Here is a 19,351-nt window from a genome sequence, read left to right as displayed (position 1 = left end):
CGCCCCGCGGCGGACATGCTGCCCAACTCGTAGACACGGACGAAGGTGCGGATATTGTCGAGGTAGGACATTCTCTGGGAAATCTTGAAACTGCTTGGTTTACCCCGGAGATAGCAGAATAATCGGTCCCGGCCTAGGGTGCCGCAAAAGACCACATCAGGGAGAGACGGGCATGTATGATCTTGCCATCATCTGGGATTGGCTCGGCTTCGCCGTGCGCTGGCTGCACGTGATCACCGCGATCGCCTGGATCGGCTCGTCCTTCTATTTCATCGCGCTCGACCTCGGACTGCGCAAGGTGCCGCACCTGCCCCCCGGTGCCAGCGGCGAGGAATGGCAGGTCCACGGCGGCGGCTTCTACCACATCCAGAAGTACCTCGTGGCGCCCGAGACCATGCCCGACCACCTGACCTGGTTCAAATGGGAGAGCTACGCGACCTGGCTGTCGGGCGCGGCGCTGCTGATGATCGTCTACTGGGCCGGCGGCGAGCTCTTCCTGCTCGATCCGACCAAGGCCGACATCTCGCTCTTCGTCGGCATCGTGATCTCTGCGCTGTCGCTGACCATCGGCTGGCTGATCTACGACCGGCTGTGCAAGTCCAAGCTCGGCGAGACACCGACGCTGCTGATGCTGCTGCTCTTCGGGATGCTGGTGGTGATGTCCTGGGGCTACAACCAGATCTTCACCGGCCGCGCCGCGCTGCTGCACCTCGGCGCCTTCACCGCCACCATCATGACCGCCAACGTCTTCTTCATCATCATGCCGAACCAGCGCATCGTGGTGGACGACCTGAAGAACGGCCGCACGCCCGATCCCAAGTACGGCAAGATCGCCAAGCTGCGCTCGACGCACAACAACTACCTGACGCTGCCCGTCGTCTTCCTGATGCTGTCGAACCACTACCCGCTGGCCTTTGCCACCGCCAACGCCTGGATCATCCCCTGCCTGGTGTTCCTGATGGGCGTGACGATCCGGCACTTCTTCAACTCGATGCACGCCCGCAAGGGCACGCCCTACTGGACCTGGGCGGTCACCGCGCTGCTGTTCATCGCCATCGCCTGGCTCTCGACCGCGCCGATGATGGACAGCTACGAGGAGGCCGAGGCCCGGCCCCTCACCGCGACCGAGCAGAAGTTCGCGGCGGCGACCGGCTTCGAGGACGCCTATTACGCGGTGATCGGCAATTGCTCGATGTGCCATGCGCGCGAGCCCTCGTGGGACGGGCTGCACCACCCGCCCAAGGGCGTGGTGCTGGAGACCGAATCCGACGTCGCGCGCCACGCGAAGTTGATCTTCCTGCAGGCCGGGGCCAGCCACGCCATGCCGCCGCCCAACGCCATCCAGATGGACGACGCCGCGCGCCGCGAAATCGTGCAATGGTACCGCGCCGCGACAAGGGGCTGAGCGGAAACCGGCCCTGACCGGAGGGAGCGGCCAGGACCTGTCCCGCCTCAGTGTAGCGGCTGCCGCTCCACCGAAGGTCGGACCGGCGCCGAAGGCAGCGCCGCGCAGAGATCTCCCATCGCGACGATCAGCCCCTCGGTCGCGTTGCCCTCGCAGAGCAGCATCGCATGCGCTTCGGCATCCGCGATGCGGCCCCGGCGCACCGCCCGGAAGGTGTTGAGGAACAATCTCTCGTGCCCGCAGAGCCGCGCCGCGCAACCGGGGCAGTCGGGATTGGAGAAGTTGAAATGATTGCGCCGGGCGGCCCGCATCTGCTGCACGGAGCGCAGCACCGCGCAGACCACATGCGGTCCCGCCTCGCGCCCCATCACCTGCTCGGCGCCAGAGATCGCGCGCAGCCATCCCTCGGCCTCGGGCTGTGCGAAGGACTGGAAGAAGTAGCGGGCGATCATCAGGACGACCAGATCGCTCTGCCCCAGTCCGGTCAGGTCCGACAGCCCCGCCGGGCCCCGACCGCAACGGTCATGCCCCGCGCCGCTCATGTCGCGGACCCTTCGCCATTCGCCGTGTGAACCTTTGCCATGTCGCCTCCGGAGTCTGAAGACAGCGCCTGTCTTCGCCTGTGGAATTGGATCGCTCTGGCTGGCGCGTTGCTGGCCGCGCGCCTTACATGACAAAAATACTCGGATTAATCAAGCCCCCGCGCATCTCGATCTCGCGGCGCGCCGCCGACCCGTGATCACGTCATTGTTATGACGCGCATGCATGACGGGATCCCCGTTTTGTCGGTAGTGCGACAGGCCGCTCATCTCTATCTCACCGTCGGTGCAGAAAGGATGACCCATGGCGACCGCAGAGGCAGTGCTGACAACCGTAACGACCGAAGGTTCCGTCCATCGGGCGGCGGCGCTGCTCTATGGCCATTGGAAACGCCTGAGCGCCGCGGCGATCCGCAGCCGCTTTCACAGCCGCGTCGGCGATGATTGGCTGAAGCGCCGCGCCCTGTCCTGCCGTCCCGACCTTGTTCTGGGACTGGAGGCCGATGGCGACACCCGCGCCGTGCTGGAGGTCTACCGGGTCGCGCGGACCCACGCGGAGATCGCCCTGTCGGTCGAAGACGCCTACCAGGGCCGCGGCTACGGGCGGCAGCTCTTTGCCGCCGCGCTCGGCCACGCCCGCGACATGGGTATCGAGACGGTCGAGGCGACCTTCTCCCATGACAACCGCGCCATGCTGCAGATCGCGCTCGGGGCCGGCGCCAAGATCATCGCCGAGAGCGGAAACCGATGCGCGACAATCTGGCTCTGAGGTCCTAGGCCGCCTGCGCCTCGCGGATCCGCGCGCGGCACCAGTCGGTGACCGCATCGGCATCGGTGGGCAGCGGCTCTGCCATGTCCTCGGCAAAGGCAAGGAAGGCATCGAGGTTGCCGGCATTGACCGCAACCAGCACCGGCACGCCTGACGACAGCGCCTCGCCGATCACCGGGCGGAAGCCGCGGCCGTCCACCTCCTGCTTGCCGAACTTGTTCACCAGCAGCAGCGCCGCGCCCTTCTGCAGACCCGCGCTGACCAATCCGACGACGCGCTCGAGCCCCTGCGGATCGAGCCGGCAGCCGCGCGACAGCGCGCCGAGATCCTGGCTGATGCGCACCACGTCTTCACCGCTCAGCACCTGCAGGTCCATGTGGCACTTGCTGGCGGGTCCGGTTTCGATGTTGTGCTGCACCGCGCCGGCAAGCGGCAGCCCCTCGGCGCGCAGCCGGTCAGCGACCTCGCGCATCAAGCGGTCCACTTCGCCGCGCCCCAGACCCGTTACGTACCCAAGCATGCTCGTCCCCTTGAAACTCCCCGGCGCAGGTTACAAGATGCCCAACGCGCAGGCCAGAGGAGGCGCAAGATCATCCGCATGCCCGAATTTCCCCTGCTCCCCAACCCCACCGACCCGCGCCTGACCCGGCGCATCTCGGGCACCGACCAGACCGGTGCCGCGACCGAGATCTCGGTGGTCGAGGAGCGCCCGCTCACCATCTATCTCAACCGTCAGGAAATCGTCACCGCGATGACCATCGGCGACTATCCCGAGTATCTTGCGCTGGGTTTCCTGCGCAATCAGGGAATGCTGCGCGCCGATGACGTGGTGACCGGTGTCGACTACGACGACGAGATCGAGACCGTCGTCGTCCGCACCGAGCGCGAGACCTCCTACGAGGAGAAGGTGCAGAAGAAGACCCGCACCTCCGGCTGCGCCGTCGGCACCGTCTTCGGCGACATGATGGAGGGGCTCGAGGGGCTGACCCTGCCGCGGGCCGAGGTCCGCACGTCGTGGCTCTATGCCTTGGCGAAAGAGATCAACACCACCCCCTCGCTCTATCTCGAGGCCGGGGCGATCCATGGCACGGTGCTGTGCCAGCAGGACAAGCCCTTGGTCTACATGGAGGATGTCGGACGGCACAACGCGGTCGACAAGATCTCGGGCTTCATGTTCCGCCACGGGCTGAGCGCCGAGGACAAGATCCTCTACACCACCGGGCGGCTGACCTCGGAGATGGTCATCAAGACCGCGCTGATGGGCATTCCGGTGCTGGCCTCGCGCTCGGGCTTCACCGCCTGGGGCGTCGAGATTGCCCGGCAGGTCGGCCTCACCCTCATCGGCCGGATGCGCGGGCAGCGCTTCGTCTGCCTGTCGGGCGAGGAGCGGCTGGTGCGCGACGTCGATCCGTCGTCCGTCCCCGAGGAAGACCGCAAGTCCCGCCGGAAGTCTGCAGACGAGGCCGCCGAATGAGCCGCCCGCTGCAACAGCCGCTGGGGGTGATCCTCGCGGGCGGCCTCGCCACGCGTATGGGTGGCGGCGACAAGGGGCTTCTGGAGATCGGCGGCGAGCCCCTCCTGCAGCGCGTGATTGACCGGATCGAGCCACAGGTGGGCGGGCTGGCGCTCAATGCCAACGGCGATGCGGGCCGGTTTGCCCGCTACCGCCTGCCGGTGCTGCCCGATACGATCCCCGGCTTCCCCGGCCCGCTGGCCGGTGTTCTGGCCGGGCTCGACTGGGCCGCCGAACAGGGGGCCGACAGCATCGTGACGGTGGCCGCCGATACGCCCTTCTTCCCCTGCGATCTGGTGCCGCGTCTGCTGCTTGCCGCCGAAGACGCGCCACACCTGCTGGCGCTGGCCTGCACGCCGCGCTCCGGTGACGAGGCGCTAAAATCCGGCGGCGGCAAGAAGATCAACCGGCACCCGACCTTCGGCCTCTGGCCGGTTTCGCTGCGAGACGACCTGCGCGCGGCGCTCGAGGGCGGGCTGCGCAAGGTGGTGCTCTGGACCGACCAGCACGGCGCGGGCGAGGCGCTCTTCCCCGCCGAGCCCTTCGATCCCTTCTTCAACGTCAACACGCCCGAGGACCTGGCGCGGGCGCAGGCGCTCGCGTCATGAAGATCTACGGCGTCACCGGCAGCAAGAACTGCGGCAAGACCGGGCTGATGGAGCGGCTGGTGGCGGAGGTCTGCGCCCGCGGCCTGTCCGTCTCCACGCTGAAGCACGCCCATCACAGCACCGACGTCGACCAGCCCGGCCGCGACAGCTACCGCCATCGGCAGGCCGGCGCGCAGGAAGTGCTGCTCGCCTCGCCGCACCGCTGGGCGCTGATGCACGAATTGCGGGACGCCCCCGAGCCGCCGCTCTCCGAGTTGCTGACGAAGCTCTCCCCAGTCGATCTGGTGCTGATCGAGGGCTACAAGGCCGCACCGCATCCGAAGATCGAGGCGCATCGGGCCGAGACCGGCAAACCGCTGCTCTCCCCCGCGAATTCCAGCATCCGCGCGGTGGCCGCCGACAGCCCGGTGGACACGGCCCTGCCCCGGTTCAATCTCGACGACACCAAGGCCATCGCCGATTTCATCCTGCGCGAGGTCGGGCTTTGAGCTTCGACACCTTCGTCGTCGTGGACTGGTCGGGGGCGTCGAAACCCTCGCCCGCGAAACCGTCGAAGGATGCGATCTGGATCGGCGTTGCCCGGGAGAAGGGTGTCGAGGCCAGCTACCACCGCACCCGCCACGACGCGATCGAGACGCTGGCCGCGCTCTTCGAGGCGGAGCGCGCCGCCGGACGGCGGGTGGTGGCGGGTTTCGACTTTCCCTTCGCCTACCCGAAGGAATTTACCCAGGCGCTGACCGGCTCGTCCGACCCGCTGCGGCTCTGGCGCGCCCTGAGCGAGCGCGTCGAAGATGCGCCGGACAATGCAAACAACCGCTTTCAGGTCGCCGCCGAGCTGAACGATCTCTTTCCCGGCGTCGGCCCGTTCTGGGGCTGCCCGGAGACCTTTGCTGACCCGCGCCTGCCAACCCGGGGCACGCAGCGGGAGGGCCACGGCCTGCCCGAGCGGCGCGCGTGTGACGGCACCCCCGGCGCGCAGCCGGTCTGGAAGCTCTACACCACCGGCTCGGTCGGCTCGCAGGCGCTGCTCGGCATCCCCCGCCTGCAGGCGCTGCGCACGCGGTTCGGCGATGATATCGCCGTGCGCCCCTTCGAGAGCCGCGAGGCGCCGATCACGCTGGTGGAGCTCTTCCCCTCGTTGATCGCCCGGACCGTGGCGGAGCTGGCCGAGCCGGACGAGATCAAGGATCGCGCGCAGGTGCGCATCCTGGCCGGGGCGCTGCGCGCGCTCGACCCGCAACGGCTTGACGCAATGACCCGCGAAGGCGATGCCAAGGAAGGCTGGATTCTCGGCCTCGGACACGAGGACGCTTTGATCGCAGCCGCCCGTCGCGCCTTTCCCCAGCCCAGCGAGCTCGCCATGCCTTCCGATCCCGAAAGCCCCCTCCTCCCGCCCCGCCTGCGCGACGACTGTTTCGCCATGCCGCAGGGAGTTGCCTGGGTGCCGGTGGACGAGGCGCTGGCCAAACTGCAAGGCGCGCTCCGCCCGGTGACCGGCACCACCACAATCGCCACCGCGCGCGCCGCGGGCCGGGTGCTGGCCGAGGATGTAGCCGCCAAGCGCTCCAACCCGCCGATGCCGAACTCAGCGGTGGATGGCTACGGCTTTGCCCACGCCACCACCGGCAGCGGCGTGCAGCGCCTGCCGCTGGTGGCGGGCCGCGCCGCCGCCGGCCAGCCCTATCCCCACGCCGTGCCCGCAGGACAGGCGGTGCGCATCCTCACCGGCGCGATCCTGCCTGAAGGGGTGGATACGGTGGTTCTGGAAGAAGACACCAACACCGACGGCACCACGGTGGTCTTCGACGGGCCGATCAAGCCGCGCGCCAACACCCGCAAGGACGGCGAGGACGTGGCGGCCGGGGCTCCCGCGCTGACGAAGGGCCAGCGGCTGCGCGCCCCGGACCTCGCGCTGGCCTCGGCGCTCGGCATTGCCGAACTGCCGGTGCACCGGACCCTGCGCGTCGGTGTGCTCTCGACCGGCGACGAGATCATCGCCTCGCCCGAGCTGCCCGCCGCGCCGCACAAGATCTGGGACGCCAACCGCCCCATGCTGCTGTCTCTGGCGCAGGGCTGGCACTACGAGCCTGTGGACCTTGGCCATGTCGGCGACGATGCCGAAGAGATTGCCGAGCGTCTGCATGAGGGCGCGCGCGAGGCTGACGTGATCCTCACTTCGGGCGGCGCCTCTGCGGGGGACGAGGACCACGTCTCGGCATTGCTGCGCGCCCGCGGCACGCTGTCGAGCTGGCGCATCGCGCTGAAGCCGGGCCGTCCGCTGGCGCTGGCCATGTGGGAGGGCGTGCCGGTCTTCGGCCTGCCGGGCAACCCGGTGGCGGCGCTGGTCTGCGCCCTGGTCTTCGCCCGCCCGGCGCTGTCGCTGATGTCCGGCGCAGGCTGGACCGCACCGCAGGGATTCACCGTTCCCGCCGCCTTCGGAAAGCGCAAGAAGCCCGGCCGCCGCGAATACCTGCGCGCACGGCTGAACGCGGAAGGCGCGGCCGAGGTCTTCGGCTCGGAAGGCTCCGGTCGGATCAGCGGGCTTTCCTGGGCGGATGGGCTCGTCGAGTTGCCGGACGAAGAGATGAATGTCACACCCGGCACGCCCGTGCGCTACATCCCCTATGCCTCGTTCGGGCTGATCTGAGGCGGTCGAAGCCCGGCCCATGGCAGCTGCTGCGCGGCTTTCACGACGCTCCCCTTCCACCACCCTGGATGAAGGGCGGCCCGGCAATCTACGGCAGGATTTCGCGACAAGGTGGGCGGAGCACAGCGTCAGTTGATGCCACCTTTGACATACCGTCGCGCAACCTCCCGCCCTCAGCCCTTGCGGATCAGGTAGACCTGCGCCTCGCCCTCTTCGGAGGTGCCGACCAGCAGGTGACCGGCCTCGTTGCAGAAGTGCGGCACGTCGATCACCGCCGCAGGATCGGTGGCAATCACCCGCAGCACCTCGCCGCTGTCCATGCCCTGAAGACGCTTGCGCGCCTTGAGCACCGGCAGCGGGCAGAGCAGCCCGCGGGCATCGAGTTCGTTGTCCCAGGTCATGCGATCTCAATAGCAGACGGCCTGGCGCTGTCCATCCTCCTGAACTTCGTTTGATTGAGATTCTCTATCAATTGACGGCATAGCGATATTGACTGGCAATGACCCGATGCCCGAAGAACGGACACCCACCGCGACGACAGGGAGGCAACCGATGGCGCTGGATCAGCAGCAGGGGATCTGGAAATCCGGCCGCAAGGGCGGCAAGGGACGCGCCACGCCGAAGGGCCGCCAGCTCGACGACCGCGCCTGGGACGAGGTGAGGGCGCTGCTCGGCGACCGCCCGCGTCGCCGCGACCTGCTGATCGAGTTCCTGCACCTGATCCAGGACCGCTATCACCACCTTTCGGCCGCCCACCTAAGGGCCTTGGCCGAGGAGCTGCGCATCTCCATGGCCGAGGTCTGGGAGGTCGCGACCTTCTACGCCCATTTCGACCCTGTGAAGGAGGGCGAAGCCCCGCCGCCCGACCTGACGATCCGCGTCTGCGACTCGCTGTCCTGCGAGATGGCCGGCTCCGAGGCTCTGTTCGACGCGCTTTGCGCCGGCCATGACCCCGCTCGGGTCCGCGTATTGCGCGCGCCCTGCATGGGCCGCTGCGACACCGGACCCACCGTCGAGATCGGCCACCTGCACGTCGACCACGCCACTCCCGAAAAGGTCCAGGCGGCGCTCGACAAGGGCGACTTCGAGCCTGTGATCCCGGCCTATGAGACCTTTGAGTCCTATCGGACGAGCGGCGGTTACGACAAGCTGCTGGCGCTGCGCGATGGCGGCGACTGGGAAAAGGTGCAGGAGGAGATCTTTGCCGCCGGCCTGCGCGGCATGGGCGGCGCCGGCTTCCCCTCGGGCAAGAAATGGGGCTTCGTGCGCGCCAATCCGGGGCCGCGCTACCTCGCGGTAAATGGTGACGAGGGCGAGCCGGGCACCTTCAAGGACCGCTTCTACCTCGAACGCACGCCGCACATGATGCTCGAGGGCATGCTGATCGCCGCCTGGGCGGTCGAGGCGGAGACCTGCTTCATCTACATGCGTGACGAATATCCGGCGATCCATCACATCCTGCACAAGGAAATCGCCGCGCTCGAGTCCGCGGGGATTGTCGAGCCGGGCTACATCGACCTGCGCCGTGGTGCCGGGGCCTATATCTGCGGCGAAGAGTCGGCGATGATCGAATCCATCGAGGGCAAGCGCGGCATGCCGCGCCTGCGCCCGCCCTTCGTGGCGCAGGTGGGCATCTTCGACCGCCCGACGCTGGTGCACAACGTCGAGACCCTGCACTGGATCGGCCGCATTGCCCGCGAAGGGCACCAGATCAAGTCAGAGGTCTCGCACAACGACCGCAAGGGGATGCGCAGCTACTCGCTCTCTGGCCGCGTCGCCAATCCGGGCGTCTACGTGCTGCCGGCCGGCAGCACGATCAACGATCTCATCAAGGCCGCGGGCGGCATGGCCGAGGGGCATGTGTTCAAGGCCTACCAGCCGGGCGGCCCCTCCTCCGGGCTGCTGCCCGCCTCTCTGGGCGACGTGGCACTGGATTTCGACACGCTGCAGCCGCATGGCACCTTCATCGGATCCGCCGCCGTGGTGGTGCTGTCGGATCAGGACAGCGCCCGGGGCGCGGCGCTCAACATGCTGAAGTTCTTCGAGAAGGAGAGCTGCGGCCAATGTACCCCCTGCCGCGTCGGTTGCGAGAAGGCGGTGAAGCTGATGCAGGCCGAGACCTGGGATGGCGATCTGCTCGAGGATCTCTGCCAGGTGATGACCGACGCCTCGATCTGCGGCCTCGGTCAGGCCGCCCCGAACCCGATACGCCTGGTGATGAAACATTTCCCCGACGAGGTGAAATGATGCGCGTTCCCGCTCCCTGTCCCCAAAGGAACGCGCAGCAGCGCGGCCGCGGTATCCATCCCGCCGCGGCCGCACCCAAACCCAAGCCCAGCCACCGCGAGGCATAGTCATGGCCGACGGATCGAACGTTCCCCAGACCTCCTTCATTCTCGACGGGCAGGAGGTCAGCGCCTTCCCCGGCGAGACCATCTGGCAGGTCGCCAAGCGGCTCGGCACCACGATTCCCCACCTGTGCCACAAGGACGCGCCGGGCTACCGGCCGGACGGCAACTGCCGCGCCTGCATGGTCGAGATCGACGGTGAGCGCACGCTGGCCGCCTCCTGCTGCCGCGCGCCCGCCGAGGGCATGAAGGTGACCACCGACAGCGCCCGCGCCAAGAAGTCGCGCGAGATGGTCATGGAGTTGCTGCTGGCCGACCAGCCCGTCCGCGACGAGGCTCACGACCGCAGCTCGCATTTCTGGGACATGGCCGAGGCCACGGGCGTTTCCGAGAGCCGCTTCCCGAAGTTGGAAGAGACCCGTATCCCTCTGCTCGACGACAGCCACGTGGCGATGAAGGTCAACCTCGACGCCTGCATCCAGTGCAACCTCTGCGTCCGCGCCTGCCGCGAGGTGCAGGTGAACGACGTGATCGGCATGGCGGATCGCGGCCACGACGCCTTCCCGGTCTTCGACATGGACGATCCCATGGGCGACAGTTCCTGCGTCGCCTGCGGCGAATGCGTGCAGGCCTGCCCCACCGGCGCGCTGATGCCCGCCACGGTCGTGGACGACCAGCAGCACGGCGACAGCCGCGATTTCGATGAGGCGGTGCAGTCGGTCTGCCCGTTCTGCGGCGTCGGCTGCCAGGTCTCGCTGAAGCTGAAGGACGGCAAGGTCAAATACGTCGAGGGGATCAACGGCCCGGCCAACGAGGGGCGGCTCTGCGTCAAGGGGCGCTTCGGTTTCGACTACATCCACCACCCGCACCGGCTGACCAAGCCGCTGATCCGTCTGGACGGCGCCGAGAAGGGGCTGAACGTCGATCCTGCCAATCCCTTCAGCCACTTCCGCGAGGCGTCGTGGGACGAGGCGATGGAGGCCGCCGCCAGCGGCCTTGCCAAGCTGCGCGATCAGGGCGGCGAGACCGTCGCGGGCTTCGGCTCGGCCAAGTGCACCAATGAAGAGGCCTATCTCTTCCAGAAGCTGATCCGCCAGGGCTTTGGCCACAACAACGTCGACCACTGCACGCGCCTTTGCCATGCCTCCTCGGTCTCGGCGCTTATGGAGAACGTCGGCTCCGGCGCGGTCTCGGCCACCTTCAACGAGATCGAAAACGCCGACGTGGCCATCGTCATTGGCGCCAACCCGATCGAGAACCACCCTGTCGCCGCGACCTTCTTCAAGCAGTTCGCCAAGCGCGGCGGCAAACTCATCGTCATGGATCCGCGCGGCCATGCGCTGAAGCGCTTCGCCAGCCATATGGTGCAATTCCGCCCCGGTGCCGACGTGCCGCTGCTCAACTCGATCATGTCGGTGATCGTCGAGGAAGGGCTCTACGATCAGGCCTATATCGACAAGTTCACCGAGAACTGGGAAGCCGAGAAACAGCACCTTGCGGGCTTCGCGCCAGAGGCGCTGGAGGAGCTGACCGGCATTGACGCCGCCACGGTGCGCGACGTCGCCCGCACCTTCGCGACCGCCAACGCAGGGCTCATCTTCTGGGGCATGGGCGTCAGCCAGCACATCCACGGCACCGACAATTCGCGCTGCCTGATCTCCCTCGCGCTGATGACCGGCAACGTCGGCAAGCCCGGCGCGGGCCTGCATCCGCTGCGCGGCCAGAACAACGTGCAGGGGGCCTCTGACGCGGGGCTCATCCCGATGTTCCTGCCCGACTATCAGGACGTGACCGACGACGGTGTGCGCTCGGCCTTCACCGAGATCTGGGGCTCGGGCGACTTCAGCGGCAAGAAGGGTCTCACGGTCACCGAGATCATGGATGCGGTCCATGAGGGCGGCATTCGCGGCATGTACATCCTCGGCGAGAACCCGGCCATGTCGGACCCGGACGTGACCCACGCCCGCGATGCGCTCGCGAAGCTCGAGCATCTCGTGGTGCAGGACATCTTCCTGACCGAGACCGCCAACTACGCCGACGTGATCCTTCCCGCCGCCGCCTTCTACGAGAAGACCGGCACGGTGACCAACACCAACAGGCAGGTTCAGATGGGCCGGGCCGGGGCCACGCCGCCGGGCGAAGCGCGCGAGGACTGGGCGATCACCGTGGAGCTGGCGCAGCGACTGGGACTGAACTGGACCTACAGCCACCCGCGCGAGGTCTTTGCAGAAATGGCGCGCGGCATGCCCTCGCTCGACAACATCAGCTGGGAGCGGCTGGAGCGCGAGGATGCGGTGACCTATCCGTCGCTCTCGCCCGAGGACCCGGGGCAGCCCATCGTCTTCGCCGACGGCTTCCCGCGCGAGGGGGGCCGGGCACGGTTCACCCCCGCCTCGGTGATCCCGCCGGACGAGACGCCCGACGCCGACTACCCGATGATCCTCACCACCGGGCGGCAGCTCGAGCATTGGCACACCGGCTCGATGACCCGCCGCTCGAAGGTGTTGGACGCGGTCGAGCCCGGGGCGAACTGCTCGCTGCATCCTTCGACCCTGCGCAAGCTCGGCGTGGAGCCCGGCGGCATGGTGAAGCTTCAGACCCGGCGCGGCGAGATCGAGGTCATGGCGCGGGCCGACCGCGCGGTCGCGCCGGACATGGTGTTCCTGCCCTTCGCCTATGTCGAGGCGGCGGCGAACATCCTCACCAACCCGGCGATCGACCCCTACGGCAAGATCCCCGAGTTCAAGTTCTCGGCGGTGCGGGTAACGGCAGCCTAACGGGTCGGGAGCCCCATCGGCACCTGCCCTTGGGCTGGCGCCGCGACGATTGAGGTCCACGCTCTGTGCCTGACGTGGCGGTGCAGTCCCGATCCGCCGTGAAAGGTGAAAGACACGCCGGCGCGCAGGGATAGCGACGTCCATTGGTCTCGGACCAATCGCGCCTCAATAGACAAGCGCCACGATGAAAGATCGCTCGCCCGGCGGCTTCGCCTTGCGTCCGGGCGGGCTTACGCGCCTCGCCTTACCCCACCACCGGCAGCCAGACAGTGAACACCGCCCCGCCATCCGGTGCATTGGCGGCGGTGATCAGGCCCCCCGCCCGCTGCACGATACTCTGCGAGATCGACAGACCGAGCCCGGTGCCCTCGCCGCGGCGCGTGGTGAAGAAGGGATCGAAGAGCGACGGCAGGTTCTCGGGTGCGATGCCCGGGCCCGTGTCACGCACGATCAGCGCCACGCCCAGCTGTCCGTCACGCGCCTCTTCCACCAGCACCAGCGACAGGCGCCCCGCCTCGCCCATGGCCTGCGCGGCATTGAGCACGAGGTTGATGACCACCTGCTGCATCTCGCCCGCATCTATGGCCACCTGCGGAAGAACGGGCAGATCGGCACGAACCTCGATCTCGCCCTTGCTCAGCGCGTGGTCGACCAGCAGCAGCGAGTCCTCGACAAGCGGCGCCAGCGCCACGCTCTCTCCGCAGTCCGAGAACTCCGCGGGACGGGCGAACTTCAGCAGCTTGCCGACGATGGCCTCCATGCGCATAATCTGCCGGTCGATCAGCGACAGCTCGGTCTCGACCCGGCCCGCCTCCTCGCCCAGCTCCATGCGGATCACCTCGACGTTGCCCTGAATGACCGCCATCGGGTTGTTGATCTCATGCGCAACGCCCGCGGTGATCTCGCCTATCGAGGCGAGCTTCTCGCTCATCACCAGCTGGCGGTAGGTTTCCTCGAGCTTGGCATTGGCCTCGCGCAACTCGGCAGTGCGAGTGTCCACGCGGTCCTCGAGTTCCTCGGCCCAGGCGCGCAGCTTCAGGTCGCGGTCCTGCACCTGGTCGAGAAGCCCGTCGAGATGCGCCGCCACCTGGCCGATCTCGTCCGGGCCGACCGGGCCGATCCGTGCCGCGAGGTTGCCGCGCCCCACACGCCGCATGGTCTGGGTCATCCGCTCGAGCGGCGCGAAGATGCCCTTGGCCATCCACAGGAAGACGGGCACTGAGAGCACCAGAACCGCCGCGAAGGCCGCCATCATCCACAGGTAGGCGGCGCGCTTGGCCTCGGCGAAGGGGGCCTCGAGAAATCCGACGTAGAGCATACCGACCCGCTCCCCGAAGCTGTCGACCAGCGGCAGGTAGCCCGAGATGTACCAGTCGTTGACCACGAAGGCGCGGTCGAGCCATGTCTGCCCCTCGCCCAGAACCGCCTGCCGCACCGACGCAGAGACCCGCGTGCCGAGCGCCCGCACGTCCTCGAAGAGCCGCACGTTGGTCGAGATGCGCACGTCGTCAAGGAAGAGCGTCGCCGTGCCCTGCCGGGCGCCACCGGTCACCGGGTTGAGGTAGACCAGCGCATTGATCGCATCGATGAACCCGAGGTTGCTATTGAGCAGCACGCCCCCGACCAGCACGCCCTCGTGCCCCGGCAGGCGCACCGGGCTGGCGGCATGCACCACCATGCCGCGGTCCTCCACCCGGCGGTCGGTGGGCACAGCGGCCTGCGTCTCGATCAGGTCGATCCGTGCGCGGGCGGCAAGGTTGCGCGGCAGCGCCTCAAGTGCCTCGGTCGGGAAGATGTCGATCGCGGTGCGGGTCTTGCCTTGCGCGGCCGCGGCGATCACCGGCCAGTCTGCAGGGGCCTCCGGTAGATCGGAAGTAGGCAGGTAGTAGAGGAAATCCAGCAGCAGCTCGGAGCGCTTGTTGAGCAGGAACTGACGGTCCGGGACACCGTCCGCGAAGGACTCGGCGAAGGCGACCGATCCGGCCACGCCCGACAGCTCCTCGCCGGTGCGGGCCATCAGCTGCGACAGGTACTGCTCGGCGATGCGCAGGTCGCTCTGCACGTTGGCCGCCAGTACCTTGTCGTAATCCTCGGTCCAGCGGGTCATGCCGAGCAGCAGCAGCAGCGGCATCAGCACGACCAGCGGCGCGAGCGCAAGGATCAGCAGGCGCAGGCGGACGGAGATCATCGGGCGGGTCTTGGCTTTCATGTCGGGGGGAGCCTAGCACGGCCCCCGCCCCCGGTCAGTCCGGATCGTCAGTCAGAATCGGCGGGCCGGATCGATGTCCGCCTCAGTGGTGGTGATCGTGCGGATCGTCGAGCGAGCCGTGGATGGCGAACTGCTCGAGTCCGGCGTCGTTGGCCTCTATCACCCGGTAGCTCTCGCGCACCCCGGCGTCGGTGAGCTCGCGCGCGACGGTGAGCAACGTGTTGGCGGCATGGTCCTCGCAGAGCTCGACCATCTGTGCCAGCTCTTCGGCGGCCACAGGACGGGCGGCTTCGACCGAGGGTGCGCCGTAGTAGGTGACGAAATGCTCGGCCAGCAGGTCGGTCAGAACCTGCAGTTCGGTGGGCTCGACGTTGGTCACCGCGACGAAGGTCACGCGGCCGAAGGTCTCGAGCCCCAACCAGCCGTTGGCAAAGGCCTGCCGCGCCTTGCCGGTCAGATCACCCTCGGCCCAGTTGGAGAACTCGAAGCCGCCCGAGATACACCACTCCCCGGTGCGGGCGGGCGAGGCGAAAACACGGGTGTCGCTCTCGTCGAAATGGATGGCGCGGGCGAGCTTCATGGGGCCGGCTCCAGAATGGTGGTAAGCGGAATGAGGTGGGTGGTCTCGCCGTCGCGCAGCAGCATGCCGAACTCCTCGTCGACGCCTAGGAAAGTGCCCGACAGGCCGTTCTGCGTGACCTCCTCGCCCATGTCCTGCACCAATGCGCGCCAGTCAGCGTGCAGCGCGCGGCTGCCGTCGTCCTCCCAGCGGTTGACCCAGTTCAGCGTGTGCCGCGCCCAGGCTTCCAGCAGCGCGGGCGGCTGGACCTCGGCGCAGCCCTCGGCATAGAGCGAGGTCTGGTCGGGGGTGTCGCCGGGACGATCGCTGGCCGGGATCAGCGGCAGGGTGAAGCCGATGACCAGCCAGTCAGGCACCTGCGCCGGATCGCTGGTCGAAGCCATGCAGCGGAAGCGTCCGCAGGCGGCGCCGTTGACCCGGATGCCACCGTCCCAGTCGAGATGCACGGCGACCTCGGGCGGGGCCATGACGCCAAGCGCGTTCTGGAAGCCGACGCCGCAGAGCGGCAGCATCGACATGGCCTGTGCGAGCGGCACCTCGGGGGCGAAGACCAGCGCCCCCTGCAGCACGCTGGCGGTGATACGATAGGCGACCAGCCCGGCATCGCAACCCAGAAGGGCGCGCTGGCAGGCATGGTCGAAGGCATCGGTGGTCACCTCCTCGCCCCAGAGAAGGGGCGGGAAGGCCAGGTCGTCGGTGGTGCTCATGCCACCCCCTGCGCCACCAGCGCCGCGGCGATGGCGTGGAACGCCTGCGCCTGCGCGCTGTCGGGCTGGCTGACGACGATCGGCGCGCCGCCGTCCGAGGCAAGTCGGATCTGCAGGTCGAGCGGCACCTCGGCGAGCAGCGGCACGCCGAGCTTCGCCGCCTCGGCGGCGACGCCGCCATGGCCGAAGACGTGCTCTTCATGGCCGCAGTTCGAGCAGACATGCGTGGACATGTTCTCGACCATGCCGAGGATCGGCACGTTCAGCTGCTTGAACATGTCGATGCCCTTGCGCGCGTCGAGCAGCGCCACGTCCTGCGGCGTGCTGACCACGATGGCCCCGTCCACATGCGCTTTCTGGCTGAGTGTCATCTGCACGTCGCCGGTGCCCGGCGGCAGGTCGACGATCAGCACGTCGAGTGCGCCCCATTGCACCTGCATCAGCATCTGCTGCAGCGCGCCCATCAGCATCGGGCCGCGCCAGACCACCGCCTGATCCTCGTTGGTCATCAGGCCGATCGACATCATCGTCACGCCGTGGTTGCGCAGCGGCAGGATGGTCTTGCCGTCAGGCGAGGCCGGACGGCCCGAAACCCCCAGCATCCGCGGCTGGCTGGGACCGTAGACATCCGCATCCAGAAGACCCACGCGCCGCCCCTGCTGCGCCAGCGCGCAGGCAATGTTGGAGGACACCGTGGACTTGCCCACGCCGCCCTTGCCAGAAGCAATGGCGATGATGTGGTTCACGCCCGGAACGCGCTGCGGTCCCTGCGGCTCGGCCTTGCGCATCTTGAGATCCGGCGGCGCCTTCTCGGTATGGCCGGTCAGCACGATGGAGACCGCCGAGACGCCCTCGGTGGCCTTCAGGGCGCTTTCCGCCTGTTCCTTGATCCTGGTGTAGGCATCGCTCTGGCTGGGCGGGATCTCCATGACGAAACGCACCGCGCCCGCCTCGTCCACGTTCAGCGCGCGCACGACGCCACTCGACATGATGTCGCCGCCCGCAACCGGATCGGCGACGCTCTTCAGGACGGCCTGAACCGCCTCTCTGCTGGCTGGCAAGGTTTACTCCTGTCCCTTGATCTCGCCCGTGACCTCATGGGTCAGGCCAAGTTCCTCGATGGTGACCACGGCCTTCACGGCAAAGGTCTTCCCGGCGGTGTCATTGCCGCGCATGGCCTCCTCGATGGCCTGCTGCGAGGTGACACCCACCTGCTTGAGGAACTTGCGCATGGACATGTTGAAATCGTCGCTCATTGGGGTCTCCCCTTAGTTGCAGCGGTATGCGTTCGGGTCAGTGGTCGCGCCGCTTGCTGAGGTAATCGTCCGTGGTCCGGGGCCGCGGACGTTCGCCTGCGGCAAACGGGTTGTCCTTGGCATGGTACTGCGCATTCACCCGGCAGTCGTCACACATCTGGATCATCCGCAGCTTGTCGCCATCGAACATGGGATGGGACTGAAGCTTTTCGGTGATCCGGTCAATGGTCGACTTCACGCCGAAGAGCGAGCCGCACTCGATGCAGGCAAAGGGCTCTTCCTCGTTGACCACGCGCTGCTCCAGCGCCTCGTCGCTGAGCAGCAGGCGCGGCTCGTAGGTGATCGCATCCTCGGGGCAGATGTTGGCACAGAGGCCGCACTGCAGGCAGGCGTCCTCCTGGAAGCGCAGCTGCGGCAAGTCGGGGTTGTCGCCGAGCGCGCCAGAGGGGCAGAGCGAGACGCAGGACAGGCAGAGCGTGCAGGCGTCGGTGTCGACCAGCACGGCGCCATAGGGCGCGCCCTCGGGCAGCGGCAGGCTCTCGGCACCGGGGTGCAGCGCCTTCGCCGCCTGCCGGGTGATCTGGCGGCGGGTGCCCATCGGGCGCACCGGCGTGGCGACGGGTGCGGGGGCCTGCTCGGCGTAGAGCGCGGCCGACATGGCGTCGGGGTCCGGGGTTTCCAGCAGGCGCACCTTGCCGCCGCCGCTGATCGCGTCCGACAGCGCCACCTGCGCCTGCAGCGCCGGAAGGTCGGCCCCCGGCCCCGGCAGCACCGTCACCGAGGCGAAGCCGGCGGCGAGCGCCGCGACGGTCTCGGCATGGCCGAAGGCGCCGATGGCACGGATTTCCAGCGGCACCACGTCGGCGGGCAGACCGTCGCCGTGGCGGGCAGACAGCCGGATCATCTCGGCTCCGTGGGCGTCATGCACCAGCAACCGCGGCGCATGGCCGCCCGCGTCGAGGAAGGCCTTGGCGAGCGTCTGAACCCGGCGCATGGTCAGGTCGACCGGAGGCGCGTCGTAGCTGATCGCCCCCGAGGGGCAGGCCGAGGAACAGGCACCACAGCCGGCGCAGATCATCGGGTCGACCGTCACATGCTCGCCGTCGGGCGAGATCGCGCCGGTGGGGCAGAGATCGAGGCAGTTGGTGCAGCCGGTCTGGCCCGCGCGCGAATGGGCGCAGAGCAGCGACTCCAGCCGCACGTAGAGCGGCTTCTCGAAAGTGCCGACAAGATGCGAGGCGGACATGACCGCCGCGGCCACCGCCTGCGGGCGTCCGGGATCGGCGCGCAGGTAGCCTTCGCGCTTCTCATGCGCGGGGAAGAGCGGCAGCTCGCGGCGCAGGTCGAGGATCACGTCACATTGTGACACGCCACCGTCGCGCGGCTCGGTCAGGGAGAAAGCCCCACGCCCGCCGGGCTCCACCTGGCGCAGCGCGTCGATGGTGACCCTGAACTGCCCGAGCGCGCCCTGCGCCTTGCGCAGGCGACCGGTGATCACGTCATAGGCGCGGGTGTCGGGGATGTCTTCCGCGCCCTCCAGCAGGACCGTCACCCCAAGGTGCGGCGCCAGTTGTTCCGCAGCCGCAAGAGCAACCTCGGCTTCACCAAGAATAAGGCACAGACCCTCCGAGATGACGTCGAGCGTCTTCTCCGGCGCGGCGGGCAACATGGCCTCGGCCGCGAGGGCGGACATTTTGGGTAGTTTGGACGCGCGATCGGCGCTCCACCCGGCACGGTCGCGCAGGTCGAGCAGCGGTGCGGGCTCCACCTCGAGCTCCTCCGCCAGCGCCTCGAAAGTCCGGCTCTCCTGGGTGCAGCAAAGGACTACATTCCCCTGCGTCAATCCCTGGGCGGCGCGCTCGATCTGGCTCGTGCACAGCGCCTTGCAGGGGGGCGTGACCTCGAATCCCGTGGCCTCGGACAGGGCCTCGGCATCGATGGACTGACTGCCCATACAGTCACATGTTATCAAGGTCTTGGTCATGTTTTCCTT

The 19,351-nt window shown here is 68.0% G+C and carries 18 protein-coding genes; 8 read left to right on the top strand and 10 right to left on the bottom strand.

The window, feature by feature from the left end:
• Positions 1 to 71 (bottom strand): LysR family transcriptional regulator (locus BM397_RS30070; RefSeq protein WP_143015381.1); only part of this gene is annotated, 71 nt, incomplete at its 3' end.
• Positions 72 to 172: 101 nt separating this feature from the next.
• Here BM397_RS30070 and BM397_RS13225 point away from each other — a divergent pair.
• A complete protein-coding gene (locus tag BM397_RS13225) occupies positions 173 to 1,405 on the top strand; it encodes a urate hydroxylase PuuD (protein WP_092424711.1) in 1,233 nt (410 codons plus the stop codon).
• 47 nt (positions 1,406 to 1,452) lie between these two features.
• Here BM397_RS13225 and BM397_RS13220 read toward each other — a convergent pair whose 3' ends face one another.
• Positions 1,453 to 1,947 carry a hypothetical protein gene (locus tag BM397_RS13220; protein WP_245696067.1) on the bottom strand — a complete coding sequence of 165 codons (495 nt, stop codon included), beginning with the start codon at positions 1,945 to 1,947 and terminating at the stop codon, positions 1,453 to 1,455.
• A gap of 301 nt (positions 1,948 to 2,248) precedes the next feature.
• On the opposite strand from BM397_RS13220, the gene BM397_RS13215 reads away from it, so the two are divergent.
• Positions 2,249 to 2,713 carry a GNAT family N-acetyltransferase gene (locus tag BM397_RS13215; protein ID WP_092424709.1) on the top strand — a complete coding sequence of 155 codons (465 nt, stop codon included), beginning with the start codon at positions 2,249 to 2,251 and terminating at the stop codon, positions 2,711 to 2,713.
• 4 nt (positions 2,714 to 2,717) lie between these two features.
• On the opposite strand, the gene BM397_RS13210 is transcribed toward BM397_RS13215, so the two are convergent.
• Positions 2,718 to 3,233 (bottom strand): DUF2478 domain-containing protein, encoded by a 516-nt coding sequence (locus BM397_RS13210; RefSeq protein ID WP_092424707.1) that lies wholly within the window; start codon positions 3,231 to 3,233, stop codon positions 2,718 to 2,720.
• A 78-nt stretch (positions 3,234 to 3,311) separates the two neighbouring features.
• Between BM397_RS13210 and BM397_RS13205 the strand changes: the two genes are divergently transcribed.
• Genes BM397_RS13205 through BM397_RS13190 form a run of 4 tightly spaced genes read left to right on the top strand, consistent with a single transcriptional unit; the run spans position 3,312 to position 7,481 of the window.
• Entirely contained in the window at positions 3,312 to 4,187 is an 876-nt protein-coding gene (locus tag BM397_RS13205; RefSeq protein WP_092424705.1) for a formate dehydrogenase accessory sulfurtransferase FdhD, read from the top strand.
• Positions 4,184 to 4,834, top strand: a complete 651-nt coding sequence (gene mobA / locus BM397_RS13200) for a molybdenum cofactor guanylyltransferase MobA (protein WP_092424703.1) — start codon at positions 4,184 to 4,186, stop codon at positions 4,832 to 4,834. The genes BM397_RS13205 and mobA overlap by 4 nt, the downstream gene beginning before the upstream one ends.
• A complete protein-coding gene (mobB, locus tag BM397_RS13195) occupies positions 4,831 to 5,322 on the top strand; it encodes a molybdopterin-guanine dinucleotide biosynthesis protein B (protein WP_092424701.1) in 492 nt (163 codons plus the stop codon). Before mobA ends, mobB begins: the two co-directional genes overlap by 4 nt.
• Positions 5,319 to 7,481 (top strand): molybdopterin-binding protein, encoded by a 2,163-nt coding sequence (locus tag BM397_RS13190; protein WP_092424699.1) that lies wholly within the window; start codon positions 5,319 to 5,321, stop codon positions 7,479 to 7,481. The genes mobB and BM397_RS13190 overlap by 4 nt, the downstream gene beginning before the upstream one ends.
• Positions 7,482 to 7,654: 173 nt before the next feature.
• On the opposite strand, the gene BM397_RS13185 is transcribed toward BM397_RS13190, so the two are convergent.
• Positions 7,655 to 7,882, bottom strand: coding sequence for a sulfurtransferase TusA family protein (locus BM397_RS13185; RefSeq protein WP_092424697.1), 228 nt, complete (start codon positions 7,880 to 7,882; stop codon positions 7,655 to 7,657).
• Between the two features lie 151 nt (positions 7,883 to 8,033).
• On the opposite strand from BM397_RS13185, the gene BM397_RS13180 reads away from it, so the two are divergent.
• Together BM397_RS13180 and fdhF are read left to right on the top strand one after the other, a co-directional pair.
• Complete coding sequence (locus BM397_RS13180; RefSeq protein ID WP_092424695.1) at positions 8,034 to 9,728, top strand: NAD(P)H-dependent oxidoreductase subunit E; 1,695 nt, start codon at positions 8,034 to 8,036, stop codon at positions 9,726 to 9,728.
• 109 nt (positions 9,729 to 9,837) lie between these two features.
• Positions 9,838 to 12,606 carry a formate dehydrogenase subunit alpha gene (gene fdhF / locus BM397_RS13175; RefSeq protein WP_092424693.1) on the top strand — a complete coding sequence of 923 codons (2,769 nt, stop codon included), beginning with the start codon at positions 9,838 to 9,840 and terminating at the stop codon, positions 12,604 to 12,606.
• A 244-nt stretch (positions 12,607 to 12,850) separates the two neighbouring features.
• On the opposite strand, the gene BM397_RS13170 is transcribed toward fdhF, so the two are convergent.
• The 6 genes from BM397_RS13170 to BM397_RS13145 form a co-directional block, all read right to left on the bottom strand.
• The gene (locus BM397_RS13170) at positions 12,851 to 14,794 is read right to left on the bottom strand and encodes a sensor histidine kinase (RefSeq protein ID WP_092424691.1); all 1,944 of its coding nucleotides are present in this window, start codon (positions 14,792 to 14,794) and stop codon (positions 12,851 to 12,853) included.
• A 103-nt stretch (positions 14,795 to 14,897) separates the two neighbouring features.
• Positions 14,898 to 15,395, bottom strand: a complete 498-nt coding sequence (locus BM397_RS13165) for a DUF6505 family protein (protein ID WP_092424689.1) — start codon at positions 15,393 to 15,395, stop codon at positions 14,898 to 14,900.
• A complete protein-coding gene (locus BM397_RS13160) occupies positions 15,392 to 16,102 on the bottom strand; it encodes a biotin/lipoate--protein ligase family protein (RefSeq protein WP_092424687.1) in 711 nt (236 codons plus the stop codon). The genes BM397_RS13165 and BM397_RS13160 overlap by 4 nt, the downstream gene beginning before the upstream one ends.
• Complete coding sequence (gene apbC, locus BM397_RS13155) at positions 16,099 to 17,163, bottom strand: iron-sulfur cluster carrier protein ApbC (protein ID WP_092424685.1); 1,065 nt, start codon at positions 17,161 to 17,163, stop codon at positions 16,099 to 16,101. Before apbC ends, BM397_RS13160 begins: the two co-directional genes overlap by 4 nt.
• A gap of 3 nt (positions 17,164 to 17,166) precedes the next feature.
• A complete protein-coding gene (locus BM397_RS13150; protein ID WP_092424683.1) occupies positions 17,167 to 17,358 on the bottom strand; it encodes a DUF6494 family protein in 192 nt (63 codons plus the stop codon).
• Between the two features lie 37 nt (positions 17,359 to 17,395).
• Complete coding sequence (locus BM397_RS13145) at positions 17,396 to 19,342, bottom strand: 4Fe-4S binding protein (RefSeq protein WP_092424681.1); 1,947 nt, start codon at positions 19,340 to 19,342, stop codon at positions 17,396 to 17,398.
• Positions 19,343 to 19,351 lie beyond the last annotated feature (9 nt).

Source organism: Alloyangia pacifica, from assembly GCF_900116195.1.
Classification (GTDB): domain Bacteria; phylum Pseudomonadota; class Alphaproteobacteria; order Rhodobacterales; family Rhodobacteraceae; genus Salipiger; species Salipiger pacificus.
This window is presented reverse-complemented; position numbering and strand designations above follow the sequence as displayed.

Coding starts and splice junctions, on each gene's coding strand:
- BM397_RS13225 (WP_092424711.1), top strand. CDS start 173: ATGTATGATCTTGCCATCATCTGGGATTGGCTCGGCTTCGCCGTGCGC.
- BM397_RS13220 (WP_245696067.1), bottom strand. CDS start 1,947: ATGAGCGGCGCGGGGCATGACCGTTGCGGTCGGGGCCCGGCGGGGCTG.
- BM397_RS13215 (WP_092424709.1), top strand. CDS start 2,249: ATGGCGACCGCAGAGGCAGTGCTGACAACCGTAACGACCGAAGGTTCC.
- BM397_RS13210 (WP_092424707.1), bottom strand. CDS start 3,233: ATGCTTGGGTACGTAACGGGTCTGGGGCGCGGCGAAGTGGACCGCTTG.
- BM397_RS13205 (WP_092424705.1), top strand. CDS start 3,312: ATGCCCGAATTTCCCCTGCTCCCCAACCCCACCGACCCGCGCCTGACC.
- mobA (WP_092424703.1), top strand. CDS start 4,184: ATGAGCCGCCCGCTGCAACAGCCGCTGGGGGTGATCCTCGCGGGCGGC.
- mobB (WP_092424701.1), top strand. CDS start 4,831: ATGAAGATCTACGGCGTCACCGGCAGCAAGAACTGCGGCAAGACCGGG.
- BM397_RS13185 (WP_092424697.1), bottom strand. CDS start 7,882: ATGACCTGGGACAACGAACTCGATGCCCGCGGGCTGCTCTGCCCGCTG.
- BM397_RS13180 (WP_092424695.1), top strand. CDS start 8,034: ATGGCGCTGGATCAGCAGCAGGGGATCTGGAAATCCGGCCGCAAGGGC.
- fdhF (WP_092424693.1), top strand. CDS start 9,838: ATGGCCGACGGATCGAACGTTCCCCAGACCTCCTTCATTCTCGACGGG.
- BM397_RS13170 (WP_092424691.1), bottom strand. CDS start 14,794: ATGATCTCCGTCCGCCTGCGCCTGCTGATCCTTGCGCTCGCGCCGCTG.
- BM397_RS13165 (WP_092424689.1), bottom strand. CDS start 15,395: ATGAAGCTCGCCCGCGCCATCCATTTCGACGAGAGCGACACCCGTGTT.
- BM397_RS13160 (WP_092424687.1), bottom strand. CDS start 16,102: ATGAGCACCACCGACGACCTGGCCTTCCCGCCCCTTCTCTGGGGCGAG.
- BM397_RS13150 (WP_092424683.1), bottom strand. CDS start 17,358: ATGAGCGACGATTTCAACATGTCCATGCGCAAGTTCCTCAAGCAGGTG.
- BM397_RS13145 (WP_092424681.1), bottom strand. CDS start 19,342: ATGACCAAGACCTTGATAACATGTGACTGTATGGGCAGTCAGTCCATC.